The organism is Streptomyces sp. 135 (assembly GCF_020026305.1).
Classification (GTDB): domain Bacteria; phylum Actinomycetota; class Actinomycetes; order Streptomycetales; family Streptomycetaceae; genus Streptomyces.
The window spans coordinates 5,940,896-5,954,112 of record NZ_CP075691.1 but is presented as its reverse complement, the minus strand read 5'-3'; the positions used below and the strand labels follow the sequence as shown (position 1 = coordinate 5,954,112).

Sequence of the window (13,217 nt, the reverse complement as noted above, 5' to 3'; positions counted from 1 at the left end):
CCCCGATGTCGCTTCTGAACACCCCTCTGCACGAGCTGGACCCGGAGGTCGCCGCAGCCGTCGACGCCGAGCTCCACCGCCAGCAGTCCACCCTGGAAATGATCGCCTCGGAGAACTTCGCTCCGGTCGCCGTCATGGAGGCCCAGGGGACGGTCCTCACCAACAAGTACGCCGAGGGCTACCCCGGCCGCCGCTACTACGGCGGCTGCGAGCACGTCGACGTCACCGAGCGGCTCGCGATCGAGCGGATCAAGGACCTGTTCGGCGCCGAGTACGCCAACGTCCAGCCGCACTCCGGCGCCTCCGCCAACCAGGCCGCCCTCTTCGCGCTCGCCCAGCCCGGCGACACGATCCTCGGCCTGGACCTGGCACACGGCGGGCACCTCACCCACGGCATGCGCCTGAACTTCTCCGGCAAGCAGTTCAACGTGGTCGCGTACCACGTCGACGAGGCCGGCCTGGTCGACATGGCCGAGGTCGAGCGCCTGGCCAAGGAGAACAGCCCCAAGGTGATCATCGCGGGCTGGTCCGCGTACCCGCGTCACCTGGACTTCGCCGAGTTCCGCCGCATCGCGGACGAGGTCGGCGCGTACCTGTGGGTCGACATGGCGCACTTCGCCGGTCTCGTCGCCGCCGGGCTGCACCCGAACCCGGTGCCGTTCGCGGACGTGGTGACCTCCACCACGCACAAGACGCTGGGCGGCCCGCGCGGCGGCGTCATCCTGGCCCGCAGCAAGGACTTCGCGAAGAAGCTGAACTCCGCGGTCTTCCCCGGCTTCCAGGGCGGCCCGCTGGAGCACGTGATCGCGGCCAAGGCCGTCTCCTTCAAGATCGCGGCGGGCGAGGAGTTCAAGGAGCGCCAGCAGCGCACCCTGGACGGTGCCCGCATCCTGGCCGAGCGTCTCGTCCAGGACGACGCGAAGGCCGTCGGCGTCGACGTCCTGTCCGGCGGCACGGACGTGCACCTGGTCCTGGTGGACCTGCGCAACTCCGAGCTGGACGGGCAGCAGGCCGAGGACCGCCTCCACGAGGTCGGCATCACGGTCAACCGCAACGCGATCCCGAACGACCCGCGCCCCCCGATGGTCACCTCGGGCCTGCGGATCGGCACCCCGGCACTCGCCACGCGCGGCTTCCAGACGGAGGACTTCCGCGAGGTCGCCGACATCATCGCCGAGGCCCTCAAGCCGGGCTTCGACGCGGACGCCCTCAAGGCCCGCGTGACGGCCCTGGCCGACAAGCACCCGCTGTACCCCGGCCTGAAGTAGTTCTGAAGTAGTTTCGTACGCTTTTTCGTACACTTCAGACCGGAACAGCTTCGTACGCTTTTGTTCGTACGTACGAAAGGTCGGGGCACCCCGCACACTGGACAGTGAGCAGGGTGCCCCGCACCACGTCCGCCTCTTGATCTTTTCGTCTTTGGAGTTCTCCGTGGCCATCTCGGTCTTCGACCTGTTCTCGATCGGCATCGGCCCGTCCAGCTCCCACACGGTCGGCCCGATGCGCGCCGCCCGCATGTTCGCGAGCCGCCTCAAGAACGAGGGCCTCATGGCCCACACCACCGCCATACGGGCCGAGCTCTTCGGCTCGCTCGGAGCCACCGGCCACGGCCACGGCACCCCGAAGGCCGTGCTGCTCGGCCTGGAGGGCGAGTCGCCGCGCACGGTGGACGTGGAGAGTGCCGACGCCCGGGTCGAGGCGATCAAGAGCAGCGGCCGCCTCAGCCTCCTCGGCATGCACGAGATCGGCTTCGACTTCGACGAGGACCTGATCCTGCACCGCCGCAAGGCCCTGCCGTACCACGCCAACGGCATGACGATCTTCGCGTACGACCATGAGGGCGCCCTCGTCCTGGAGAAGACGTACTACTCGGTGGGCGGCGGCTTCGTCGTCGACGAGACGGTGCTTGAGCAGGAGGGCGCGGAGGGTGAGAACCCGATCGTGCCGGACGACACCGTCCTCAAGTACCCCTTCCGCACCGGCGACGAGCTGCTGCGCCTCGCCCAGGAGACCGGCCTGTCCATCTCCGCGCTGATGCTGGAGAACGAGAAGGCCTGGCGCACGGAGGAGGAGATCCGCGAGGGCCTCCTCGACATCTGGCGCACCATGCAGGCCTGCGTCTCGCGCGGCATGTCCCGCGAGGGCATCCTGCCGGGCGGCCTTAAAGTCCGCCGCCGCGCCGCCAACTCGGCCCGCCAGCTGCGCGCCGAGGGCGACCCGCAGGCCCGCGCGATGGAGTGGATCACGCTCTACGCCATGGCCGTGAACGAGGAGAACGCCGCGGGCGGCCGCGTCGTGACCGCCCCGACCAACGGCGCCGCGGGCATCATCCCGGCCGTCCTGCACTACTACATGAACTTCGTGCCCGGCGGCGCCTCCCAGGAGGAGAAGGACGACGCCGTGGTGCGCTTCCTGCTCGCCGCGGGCGCCATCGGCATGCTCTTCAAGGAGAACGCCTCGATCTCCGGCGCCGAGGTCGGCTGCCAGGGCGAGGTCGGCTCCGCCTGCTCGATGGCGGCGGGCGCGCTCGCCGAGGTCCTCGGCGGCTCCCCGGAGCAGGTCGAGAACGCCGCGGAGATCGGCATGGAGCACAACCTCGGCCTGACCTGCGACCCGGTCGGCGGCCTCGTCCAGATCCCGTGCATCGAGCGCAACGGCATGGCGGCCGTGAAGGCCGTGACCGCGGCGAAGATGGCGATGCGGGGCGACGGCTCCCACAAGGTCTCCCTCGACAAGGTCATCAAGACCATGAAGGAGACGGGCGCCGACATGAGCGTCAAGTACAAGGAGACCGCGCGGGGCGGGCTCGCGGTGAACATCATCGAGTGCTGAGGGCTCCCTGACGCGGTGACACGAACAGCGCCTCCGACCCCACCGGCCGGTACCCCGCCGCCTGGAAGGCCCGCACGGCGCGCGCGTTGCCCGCGGCCTGCTGCGCCCACACCACGTCGCCGTCCGGGACGAGATGGCGTGCCGCGCCGGCCAGGGCGCGGCCGAGGCCCCGGTGGCGTGCGTCCTCCTCGACCTCGACCGCCGTCTCCCAGCGGCCCGCGACGCCCCGGCCGATGACCAGGACGCCGCCGCCCGCGGACGTCCATACGCGTACGTCGTCGCGGTGCTCGCGGGCGCGGGCGACGCGTGGGTGGTCCGGGTCGTCCAGTTCGCGCAGTTCGAGGCGCGGGTCGGGGGTGCCCGGCCGGGCGGTGGCCGCGGTCAGCAGGTCGATGGTGTCCGTCGTACGGCCCGTCCGGTCCGTCAAGGCGGCGTGGAAGCGCGCGTTCATGGCGGCCGCGAGCGGGTCGCAGTCGAGGGCGGCGAGCGTGGCCCGCACCCAGGCGGGTTCCTCGTCGGTGAAGACGACGGAGTGCGCCGTGAAGGCGATCACCCCCGCGTCGCGGTGGCCGGGCTGCGGCACGACGGTGATCGCGCTGTCCGGCGGCGGGAACGTACCGCGTGCGGCGGCCTCCAGGATGGTCCCGAGCTCGGCAGAGGTGCGAGAGGCGCTGGCCATGGGTGTACTCCTTGTGATCCGGTGGTGGGGCGGCGGATACCCTGACCCCCGTCAGTAGTGCACCAAGAAGGGGTGGATCCGGTGGCGGACATCGACGAAGCGCGCAGGACGTTCGACCAGTTCGACGCGGACGGCGACGGCTTCATCACGGCGGCCGAGTGGAAGAGCGCCATGGCCAAGATGGGCGACTTCTACATGACCGAGACGGTGGCCGAGGCCGTCATCGGCACGAAGGACAGCAACGCGGACAAGCGGCTGTCGTTCGACGAGTTCTGGGCGAGCCTGAACAAGTAGCCGCCCGTCGTCTTCTCGGGTGGAGCGGAGGGGCCCGGCGCGTGGGTGGCGCCGGGCCCCTCCGTCATGCCGCTCAGCGGTGCGTACGCACACTCCAGCGCCCCTCCGTGCGCTCCAGGCGCACGGGGTGGTCGAAGCACTCGCTGATCCGGTCACCGGTCAGTACGTCGTCCACGGCGCCGGAGGCGAGCGCGGCCCCGTCGCGCAGGAGGAGCGCGTGGGTCGTGCCGGCGGGCAGTTCCTCCAGATGGTGCGTGACCAGGACCGTGGCCAGTTCCGGGTGGGTCGCGCGCAGGGTGTCCAGGCTGTCGAGCAGGCGTTCCCGTCCGGCGAGGTCGAGGCCGGTGGCGGGTTCGTCGAGCAGGACGAGGCGCGGGCTCGGCATCAGGGACCGCGCGATCAGGGTGCGGCCGCGTTCGCCCTGGGAGAGCGTGGGCCAGCGGGCGTCGGCGCGGTGCGCGAGGCCGAGCAGGGCGATCAGGTGGTCGGCCCGCTCCTCCTGCTCGGGCGTGGGGCGCCAACGTGGTACCGGCTCCACGCTGTTGGTCAGCCCGGTGAGGACGACGTCACGGACCGGCAGCGGGGAGCGCAGCGGATGGCGCGGATTCACATGACCGACGTACGCTCGCAGGTCGCGCAGGTCGACGCTGCCCAGTCGGCGGCCGAGCACCTCGACCGTGCCGCGCGTGGGGTGGGCGACGGCGCCGCAGAGGCCGAGCAGGGTCGACTTGCCCGCCCCGTTGGCGCCGAGCAGCGCCCAGTGCTCTCCGGGGCGGACAGTGAGGGTGACGTCTTCGAGGATGGCGCGGCCGTCGCGGACGACGGTGACGGCGTCGGCGTGCAGCACGGGCGGGGCGGCCTCCGCGGGCCCGGGGGCGGGTGAGGTCTCCCGGGTCACCGTGCCGTCCCCGCGCGGTTCACGGCGGCGAGGACGGCCTGTACGGACGCGGTCAGCACCGAGGTGTCCAGGCCCGCGCCCCAGCGGACGGCGTCCCCGACCCGGCACCGCGCGTACGCGACGGCTTCGACGGCGCCGCCCTCCCCCACCGCGTGTTCGGCGTAGTCGAGGATGTCGACGGTGATCCCGGCGGCGGCGAGGGCGTCGGCGAAGGCGGACAGCGGGCCGTTCCCGACGCCCTCGAAGTCCCCTGCCCGGTCGCCCACTTGGAGGGTGCAGACGAAGCGGTGCGCGCCGTCCGGGGCCCGGTCGGTGGTCCAGGAGCAGAGGGCGACCTCGCCTTCCCGCCCGGGCGCCACGTACGTCGCGCGGAACAGCTCGTACAGCTCCTTCGCCGTCGCCTCCTGACCGCTGTCGTCGGTGGCCTCCTGCACCACGCGCGAGAAGTCGGGGCGCATGCCCCGCGGCAGGTCGAGACCGTGCCGGGTCTGGAGCAGATACGCCATGCCGCCCTTGCCCGACTGGGAGTTGACGCGGATGACCGCCTCATAGGTGCGGCCGATGTCGGCCGGGTCGATGGGCAGATACGGGACGTCCCACGGCGCCTCGCGCTCCGGGAGCCCCGACTCGGCGGCGCGCCGCGCGTGCTGGGCGAACCCCTTGCTGATGGCGTCCTGGTGGGTGCCGGAGAACGCGGTGTGGACGAGATCACCGGCGTAGGGGTGGCGGGGGTGCACGGGCAGGCGGTTGCAGTACTCGACGACCTCGCGCACGGCGTCGATGTCGGAGAAGTCGATCATCGGGTCGACGCCCTGGGCGTAGAGGTTGAGGGCGAGCGTGACCAGGTCGACGTTGCCGGTCCGCTCGCCGTTGCCGAAGAGGCAGCCTTCGACGCGCTGGGCGCCCGCCAGTAGGGCGAGTTCGGCGCAGGCGACGCCCGTGCCGCGGTCGTTGTGCGGATGGACGGAGAGGATGACGGAGTCGCGGCGCGCGAGATGCCGGTGCATGTACTCGATCTGGTCCGCGTACACGTTCGGGGTGGCGATCTCGACGGTCGCCGGCAGGTTGTGCGTGACGGGCCGGTCGGGGCTCGCGTCCCACAGTTCGGTCAGGCCGTCGCAGACTTCGAGGACGTAGTCGGGCTCGGTGAGGTTGAACGTCTCCGGGGCGAACTGGAAGCGGATGTCGGCGTGCGGCCGCGCGTCGGCGAGCCGCGCCATGTGGGCTGCGGCCTCCTTGACGACGTCGTACACCTCGGCGCGCGACCGCCCGAGGACCACGTCACGCCAGACGGGCGAGGTGGGGATGTACAGGTGGACGACGGCGCGCGGCAGCCCCTCGATCGACTCGAAGGTGCGGTCGATCAGCTCGGGTTTGGCGGGCGTGAAGACGACGACGGTCACGTCGTCGGGCAGCGCGTCGTCGCCGCCGCGCCGAGCGAGGTGGCGGACGAAGTCGAAGTCGGTCCTGCTGGCCGACGGATAGCCGACCTCGATCTCCTTGAACCCCATCGAGACGAGCAGATCGAAGAAGCGCCGCTTGCGGCCGGTGTCCATCGGCTCGGCGAGCGCCTGATTGCCGTCGCGCAGATCGACGGGCACCCACAGGGGTGCGCTCTCGATGCGCGCGTTCGGCCAACTCCGGTGCAGGTCGGGGACGTTCACCCGCTCCTGGTAGGGCCGGTAGCGGTGGTACGGCATGGGTCCCGGGCGCTGCGGGTTCCAGTCGTACGTGGGTGAAGTGACGGGAGGCGCGGTCACGGCGGGTCTGCTCCTGGCTGGGCTCGGTCGGGAGACCGGCAGCACGGCACCCCGCGGCGGGGTGCCGGTCGCTTCAGGCCCCGCCGCGGCAGCCGAGAAGGAGAAGACCGCGGAAGATCATGGCGATACAGTAGACACACCTCAGGTCCTCAGACAAGTACTCCTCAGACAAGTGCTCCTCAGTACTCCTCAGTACTCCTCAGACAAGTACTCCACCGAAAAGGCTCCCGATGCCCCTCGACTCCGTCCGCCCCAGCCCCCTCGTCGAGCAGGCCGCCGCCCGGCTGCGCGAGCAGATCACCGGCGGCGACTGGCCCGTCGGGACCAGACTGCCGGGCGAGACGACGCTCGCCAAGGAGCTCGGCGTCGGCCGCTCCACCCTCCGCGAGGCCCTGCGCGCGCTCGCCGGGGCGGGGCTCGTGCGGGCGCGGCAGGGCGCCGGCGTCTTCGTCATCGCCACGGAACCCGTCGCGGACTGGCCGACCCGGCTGCGGCGGGCGGCGGTCACCGACGTGTACGAGGTGCGGATGCTGATGGAGGTGCAGGCGGCCCGGCTGGCGGCGTTGCGGCGCACCGACGAGGACATCGCAGCGATGCGGGCCGCGCTGGAGGGGCGCAGGGCGGCGGCGGCCGAGGGCGACGCGGCGTTCGTGGACGCCGACATCGCCCTGCACGCGGCGGTCGTGGCGGCGGCGCGCAATCCGGTGCTGACCGACCTGTTCGCGGAGTTCATGCCCGCGCTGCGGCAAGGCCTGATCGACCTCCTCGAACTCATCGACGTACGCAGCGAGGAGGCGGACCACGGCGACGCCTCGCACGCCGAACTGGTGCGTGCCGTCGAGTCGATGGACGCCGAAGGGGCGGCGCGGGTGGCACAGACGGAACTCCAGGCGACGCTGCGGCTGTTGCTCGCGCAGGACTGAGCGGCGCCGCGCGGCCCCACACCGGCCGCGCCGGCCCGCCCTACGTCAGCTCGGCCCCTCCGGCTCCCCCGACCCCCCCGGCCCTTCCAATTCCCCCGGCCCCTCCTCCGCCCCGGTCCCGTACAGCCGCGCCGAAGCATCCACGTGCGCCAGCCTGCGCATCGCGTTGAACACCGCCTCGCCGAGGACCGTACCGATCACCACGCTCTCCACCCGGTCCTCGACCGCGACCCGCCGGTCCACATAGCCGAGGTCGGCGCGGGCGACGAGTTCCGCGGCGTCGGCGTACTCGTCCAGCAGTTCCGTGAACGCCCCGTGGCCGAGCCAGGCCATGGCGGCCAGCGCCCGTGACAGGTCCGCCGCCGCCGGGTTCGACTCGTGCGTACGCCAGCCGCGCCGCGCGATCAGCGCCCCGACGGCGGCGTTCGCGGCGTCCGCCTCGGCGCCGTCACCGGCGACGCCCTCGCCGCCGAGCCGGTCCGCCGCCGAGCCGAGGACCTTGTGCAGGGGGCGGCTCGGGTCGTCCACGGCGCCGAGCACCTCCGCGATGGCGGCCACCTTCAGCCCGCCCACCTCCAGCAGGGCGCGGATCAGCCGCAGCCTGCGCTCGTGCGTCTCGTCGTAGTGCGCCTGGTTGGGGCTGGACAGTTCGCCCGGCGGCAGCAGGCCTTCCCGGACGTAGTACTTGATCGTCGGCACCGGAACGCCGGTCCTGCGACTCAACTCGCCAATGCGCACGGCCCGTTCCCGCTCCTGTTCATCGGATCCCCCTTGCCAACCTCCGACCCATCATAGATAGTGGCGCTATCAGATAGCGGATAGCGCCACTATCTATTTGTCGGACACCACGGACCACAGACCAGGGGGATCTCCCATGCCCGTCCGCACGCCCTTATGGCATTCATGGCACCGGCCACTCGTACTGTTCTCTGCCTCCATGTGCGCCTTGGCCCTCGTCTGCGCGGTGGGGCTCGTGGTCGACGACCGGGTTCTCGCGGGCGCCCGGATCTGGGCCAAGCCGTTCAAGTTCTCGCTCTCGTTCGTCGCGTACGGTCTCTCGCTCGCCTGGATCCTTTCGCTGCTCGATCGCGGGCGGCGCGCGGGATGGTGGGCGGGCACGGTGGTCGTGGCGACCAGCACCATCGAAATGCTGATCATCACCGGGCAGGTGGTGCGCGGGAGACGCAGCCACTTCAACCACCAGACCCCCTTCGACGAGACGCTGTTCAACGCGATGGCCGTCACCGTCGTCATCCTCTGGCTCGGCACGGTCGTCATCGCGGCCCTGCTCCTGCGCGCCCGGATCGCCGACCGGGCCTCCGCCTGGGCGATGCGCTGCGGCATCACCATCGCGCTGGCCGGAGCCGCCGTCGGCTTCCTGATGACGCAGCCCGCGGCCGGTCAGCGGCGCGGCGAGTCCCCGGTGGTCGGCGCGCACAGCGTGGGCGTCCCGGACGGCGGGCCCTCGATGCCGCTGACCGGCTGGTCGACGACCGGCGGTGACCTGCGCATCCCGCACTTCTTCGGCATGCACGCGCTGCAACTGCTGCCGCTGCTCCTCATGGCGCTGACGGCGCTCGCCCCGCGCGTCGCCCGCCTCGCCGACGAACGGGTGCGGCTGCGGCTGGTCCTGGTGGGCTCGGCAGCGTACGCGGCGCTCTTCGGACTGGTCACCTGGCAGGCGCTGCGCGGTCAGCCGCTGATCCACCCGGACGGCGCGACCCTGACGGCGGCGGGTCTGATCGCCTGCGCCACGGCCGTGGGGGCGTACGCCGCGCTGCGGGCCCCGGCCGGACCGCCCGGCAGTGTCACCGCCGGCCGACCACCGCACCTCACGAAGCCCGTCCAGCCCCTCCAGCCCCTCCAGCCCGTCCAGCACACCCAGCCCCTCCAGAAGAACGCCGAGGTCGCGTCATGACCGGATTCCTCTTCGAGTTGTCGTTCTGGCTGGCCGCCCCGGTCTGGCTGCTCATGGTCTTCGCGCCCGGCTGGGGCCCGACCGCCCGCCTGGCCGCGTCGCCCCTGACCGTCGTCCCGATCCTCGTCGTCTACCTCGCCATGGCGCTCCCGGTCATACCCGAGCTGTGGTCCGCCGTCAGCAGCCCCGACCTCGACGGCTTCCGCGAGCTGACGGCGCGGGCCAACGGGGCCGGGGCGATCTGGGCGCAGGTCATCGCCTGGGACCTGCTGCTCGGGCAGTGGATGTACCGCGAGTCGCGCAGGCTCGGCGCGCATCCGGTGGTGACCGGGCCGCTGCTCGTCCTGACGATCCTGCTCTCGCCGTTCGGCCTGCTGCTGTTCCTCGCGCTGCGTACGGGGCTCACCCGGCGACACGCGGTCCGGAATAGCCCGCCGGATCCGGAGGTTACCTCCGTTACGACAGCGATCCACCCACGACAGTGATCCATCCGCGATTCATCCACGACAGTGACTCAGTTGCCTGAGTGACACACCAAAGGGGCAGTCATGAAGATCGGCATCATCGGCGCGGGCAACATCGGCGGCAACCTCACCCGCCGCCTCACGGCTCTCGGCCACGACGTCTCCGTCGCCAACTCCCGTGGCCCGCACACCCTGACCGCCCTCGCCGAGGAGACCGGCGCGAAGCCCGTCCCGGTCGAGGAGGCCGCGCGCGGCGCGCGGGTCGTCGTCGTGACGGTCCCGCTCAAGGCCGTGCCCGACCTGCCCAAGGGCTTCCTCGACGGGGCGGCCGACGACGTCGCCGTCATCGACACCGGCAACTACTACCCGCAGCAGCGCGACGGCAGGATCGCCGAGATCGAGGAGGGCCTGACCGAGAGCCGCTGGACGGAGCGGCAGATCGGCCACCCCGTCATCAAGGCGTTCAACGGGACGTACGCCGCCGACATCCTCGACAAGCCGCGCCCCAAGGGCGCCCCCGACCGGGTCGCCCTGCCGGTGTCCGGTGACGACGAGGCCGCCAAGAAGGTCGTACGCGAGCTTCTCGACGAGCTCGGCTTCGACGCCGTCGACAACGGCGGCCAGGACGAGTCCTGGCGCCAGCAGCCCGGAACTCCCGTGTACGGCAACGTCGGTGGCGTCGAGGAGATCCGCAAGGCCCTCGAAGCGGCCTCCCCTGAGCGCACGGCCGAGTGGCTCGCCTGACACCGCTCCCCAGGGGCAGCTAGGGCGTGGCCCACTCCCGCAGGGCGTCCTCGCTCTCGAAGCGGGCCACGTTCTTGTCCAGCGGCGTGGACGTGTACTGGTGGAACTTCCACTTCGCCTTGATGCGGGGCTTGCCCGCGCTGACGTAGTCGGCGATCCACAGGCCGTCGCCCGCGTAGGACGTGCTGTCCCGGTTCAGCCAGAAATCGCGGTTGCAGTACAGCAGGACCCTGTGATTCGGGCGCAGCCGCTTCACCTCGCGGATGAAGCGGTCCTTCTCCGCGTTGGAGGCGGCCGTGTGGTCCCCCGTCCACTCCCAGTCCACCGCGAGCAGGTCCCCGGCTTTCTCGGGGGCCTTGCTCACGAAGTACTTGGCCTGGTCCGCGATGTTCCCCGGCCACAGGAAGTGGTAGTAGCCGACGACGCAGCCGCCGTCGCGGGCCAGTTTCGTCTGGGCGGTCAGTTTCGGGTTGACGTACGAACGGCCTTCCGTCGCCTTGACGATGACGAAGGAGAGGCCGTCGGTGCTGAACGTCGACTGGTGGGAGCTGACATCGATGCCACGCAGCATGGCGTCCTCCGGGAGGGGCGGTACCGTGGGGGGGTTTGTGAACTGCCCTTTTTGTGCCCGGTGGTGACGTCCGTGAACCGTCAACCGTCAATCTGTCAACGGAAGATGCCGGTGTGTCCGAGTGAATACCGGCCGGGCTGCGGATAGACGGCCAGACCGTGCGGGCCGCTGCCCACGGGGATGCGGGCCAGCTGGACTCCGGTGCGGGTGTCGATGGCGTACACCTCGGAGTCGTAACGGCCCGAGAGCCAGAGGGTGTTGCCGTCCGCCGAGACGCCGCCCATGTCGGGACTGCCGCCCTGCGGGAGCTTCCACTTCTTGGTGAGCCTGTTCTTCGGGAAGTCGAAGACGGAGATGGAGCCCTCGCCCCGGTTGGAGATGTACATCTCCTTGGAGTCGCGGCTGACGTACAGGCCGTGGCAGCCCTTGCCGGTGCGCAGCAGCTTCGGCGTCGTGAACTTCTTCCCGTCGAGGACCCACATGCCGTGCGCCATCATGTCGGCGATGTAGAACTTCTTGCCGTCGGGGGACATCTTCACGTCCTGCGGCATGGCGCCCTTGAGGGGGAGCTTCTGCTGGCCGACGATCTTCATCTTCTCCGTGTCGACCTTGAGGAGTTCGCCGGAGAACTCGCAGGAGACGATGAAGTAGCGGCCGTCCATGGAGAAGTCGGCGTGGTTGACGCCGGCGCAGCTGACGGGGACCGTCTTGACGCGGTTCATGGTCTTGGGGTCCCGGAAGACGAGTTCGCGGTCCATGGAGGCCATGACGACGGCGTACTTGCCGTTCGGCGTGAAATAGAGGTTGTAGGGGTCGGAGACGTCGACGGTGCGGCCGGTCTTGCCGGTCACCGGGTCGATGGCGGTGAGGCTGTCGCCGAGGTCGTTGTTGACCCAGAGGGTCTTCATGTCCCAGGAGGGGACGACGTGCTGCGGCTGGTCGCCGACCTTGATGGTCTTGACGACCTTGAACTTCTTGGGGTCGATGACCGAGATGGTGTCGGACTCGGTGTTGGGGACGTAGACGCGCGACAGGAACTTCTTCGCCACGGGCGCCAGGGCGTTCGGGCGGTCGGCGGCGTACGCGTCCTTCGGGTCGAGGACCGGCGGCATGCCGGGCAGGCCGGGGACCGCCTTGGGCTTGGCGGGCTCGCGGGCGCCCTTGGTGCCGAGGGCCTCGTCGGACCGCTGGTCGGTGCCGCAGCCGGCGAGCGCGGCGAGCGCCGCGCCCGTGGCGAGCAGTGCGGCGGTGCGCTTGGTCAGGTCGAGTTTCGTGGGGGGCATCAGATCAGCAGCTCCGTGGTCGTCACCGCGCGCAGGCCGCGGCGTTCCAGTTCTTGCAGGACGTCGGGGAGCGCGGCGACCGTGTCCGCGTACCCGAAGTGGAGGCTCACCACGGATCCCGCGCGGACCCCGGCGGCGATCGTGCGGGTGATGGCCGGGGCGCCCGGTGAGGTGTGGTCGAGGGAGTCGACGTCGTACGAGAGGACGTGCGGGTAGCCGGCGCGGCGGGCGAGGCGTTCGACGAGGGGGGTCGCCGTCCGGGTGCGCGAGGGGCGGAACCAGGTGCCGATGGAGCCGGTGAGGCGGCGCAGGCGGTCCGCGCAGCCGGCGATCTCGGCGTAGGCGTCGGCCTCGGACATGCCGTTGATGTCGAGGTGGCGCAGGGTGTGGTTGCCGAGGTCGTGGCCGCCGTCGAGGACGCGGCGGGTGAGGCCGGGGTGTTCGTCGAGCCAGGTGCCGACGGCGAGCACGGTGACGCGGGCGCCCGCCTTCTCCGCCTCGGTGAGCAGCGCCTTCGCGATGGCGGGGTCGCCGTGGCCGTGGAAGGTGAGCGCGACCTCGGCCCGGGTGCCGGCGCCGTGGGTGATCTGGACGGGGCGGCCGGGGAAGCGGCGGGGCGCGGGGGCGGCCGCCGGGGCCGGGCGGGGGCTCTGGTCGGGGACGGGCCGGGGTCCCGGACGCGGGCGGGCGGTCGCGGGCAGGGGCATCGCCGGTCGCGGCGCACCCGGCGGTGAGCGCGCTCGCGGCGGCAAGGCGGGCGCCCGCGCGCAGGGCTCTGCGGCGGTCGGTCTCGATCACGCGACCATTTAATGGGGAAAGACGGGGAAAGGAGGTTATTGCCCGCTTCATTC

At 71.2% G+C, this 13,217-nt stretch carries 14 protein-coding genes; 7 read left to right on the top strand and 7 right to left on the bottom strand.

The window, feature by feature from the left end:
- Positions 1–5 precede the first annotated feature (5 nt).
- Both glyA and KKZ08_RS26955 read left to right on the top strand, forming a co-directional pair.
- Positions 6–1,268 carry a serine hydroxymethyltransferase gene (gene glyA, locus KKZ08_RS26960; protein ID WP_223776892.1) on the top strand — a complete coding sequence of 421 codons (1,263 nt, stop codon included), beginning with the start codon at positions 6–8 and terminating at the stop codon, positions 1,266–1,268.
- A gap of 163 nt (positions 1,269–1,431) precedes the next feature.
- Positions 1,432–2,832: an L-serine ammonia-lyase gene (locus KKZ08_RS26955; protein ID WP_223776891.1), complete on the top strand. Its 1,401-nt coding sequence runs from the start codon at positions 1,432–1,434 to the stop codon at positions 2,830–2,832.
- Here the strand turns inward: KKZ08_RS26955 and KKZ08_RS26950 are convergent.
- Positions 2,819–3,511 (bottom strand): GNAT family N-acetyltransferase, encoded by a 693-nt coding sequence (locus KKZ08_RS26950; RefSeq protein WP_223776890.1) that lies wholly within the window; start codon positions 3,509–3,511, stop codon positions 2,819–2,821. The two genes, KKZ08_RS26955 and KKZ08_RS26950, sit on opposite strands and share 14 nt — an antisense overlap.
- An 81-nt stretch (positions 3,512–3,592) precedes the next feature.
- Between KKZ08_RS26950 and KKZ08_RS26945 the strand changes: the two genes are divergently transcribed.
- Positions 3,593–3,805, top strand: a complete 213-nt coding sequence (locus KKZ08_RS26945; RefSeq protein WP_223776889.1) for an EF-hand domain-containing protein — start codon at positions 3,593–3,595, stop codon at positions 3,803–3,805.
- A 73-nt stretch (positions 3,806–3,878) separates the two neighbouring features.
- On the opposite strand, the gene KKZ08_RS26940 is transcribed toward KKZ08_RS26945, so the two are convergent.
- The gene (locus KKZ08_RS26940; protein WP_223776888.1) at positions 3,879–4,703 is read right to left on the bottom strand and encodes an ATP-binding cassette domain-containing protein; all 825 of its coding nucleotides are present in this window, start codon (positions 4,701–4,703) and stop codon (positions 3,879–3,881) included.
- On the bottom strand, positions 4,700–6,403 hold the full coding sequence (leuA, locus tag KKZ08_RS26935) for a 2-isopropylmalate synthase (protein WP_223779206.1): 1,704 nt from the start codon (positions 6,401–6,403) through the stop codon (positions 4,700–4,702). Before leuA ends, KKZ08_RS26940 begins: the two co-directional genes overlap by 4 nt.
- A gap of 290 nt (positions 6,404–6,693) precedes the next feature.
- Between leuA and KKZ08_RS26930 the strand changes: the two genes are divergently transcribed.
- Complete coding sequence (locus KKZ08_RS26930) at positions 6,694–7,386, top strand: FCD domain-containing protein (protein WP_223776887.1); 693 nt, start codon at positions 6,694–6,696, stop codon at positions 7,384–7,386.
- A gap of 45 nt (positions 7,387–7,431) precedes the next feature.
- On the opposite strand, the gene KKZ08_RS26925 is transcribed toward KKZ08_RS26930, so the two are convergent.
- Positions 7,432–8,124 (bottom strand): MerR family transcriptional regulator, encoded by a 693-nt coding sequence (locus KKZ08_RS26925; protein ID WP_223776886.1) that lies wholly within the window; start codon positions 8,122–8,124, stop codon positions 7,432–7,434.
- 199 nt (positions 8,125–8,323) lie between these two features.
- Between KKZ08_RS26925 and KKZ08_RS26920 the strand changes: the two genes are divergently transcribed.
- The 3 genes from KKZ08_RS26920 to KKZ08_RS26910 all read left to right on the top strand — a co-directional run bounded on the left by KKZ08_RS26920 (position 8,324) and on the right by KKZ08_RS26910 (position 10,512).
- Entirely contained in the window at positions 8,324–9,304 is a 981-nt protein-coding gene (locus KKZ08_RS26920) for a hypothetical protein (protein ID WP_223776885.1), read from the top strand.
- Complete coding sequence (locus KKZ08_RS26915; RefSeq protein WP_223776884.1) at positions 9,301–9,789, top strand: ABA4-like family protein; 489 nt, start codon at positions 9,301–9,303, stop codon at positions 9,787–9,789. The genes KKZ08_RS26920 and KKZ08_RS26915 overlap by 4 nt, the downstream gene beginning before the upstream one ends.
- 63 nt (positions 9,790–9,852) lie before the next feature.
- Complete coding sequence (locus KKZ08_RS26910; RefSeq protein ID WP_223776883.1) at positions 9,853–10,512, top strand: NAD(P)-binding domain-containing protein; 660 nt, start codon at positions 9,853–9,855, stop codon at positions 10,510–10,512.
- Between the two features lie 19 nt (positions 10,513–10,531).
- Here the strand turns inward: KKZ08_RS26910 and KKZ08_RS26905 are convergent, their stop codons facing one another.
- From KKZ08_RS26905 to KKZ08_RS26895, 3 genes are all read right to left on the bottom strand, one after another.
- Positions 10,532–11,083: a glycoside hydrolase family 25 protein gene (locus KKZ08_RS26905; RefSeq protein ID WP_223776882.1), complete on the bottom strand. Its 552-nt coding sequence runs from the start codon at positions 11,081–11,083 to the stop codon at positions 10,532–10,534.
- A 95-nt stretch (positions 11,084–11,178) separates the two neighbouring features.
- Positions 11,179–12,366: a PQQ-binding-like beta-propeller repeat protein gene (locus KKZ08_RS26900; protein WP_223776881.1), complete on the bottom strand. Its 1,188-nt coding sequence runs from the start codon at positions 12,364–12,366 to the stop codon at positions 11,179–11,181.
- On the bottom strand, positions 12,366–13,073 hold the full coding sequence (locus KKZ08_RS26895; RefSeq protein ID WP_346657894.1) for a polysaccharide deacetylase family protein: 708 nt from the start codon (positions 13,071–13,073) through the stop codon (positions 12,366–12,368). The genes KKZ08_RS26900 and KKZ08_RS26895 overlap by 1 nt, the downstream gene beginning before the upstream one ends.
- Positions 13,074–13,217 lie beyond the last annotated feature (144 nt).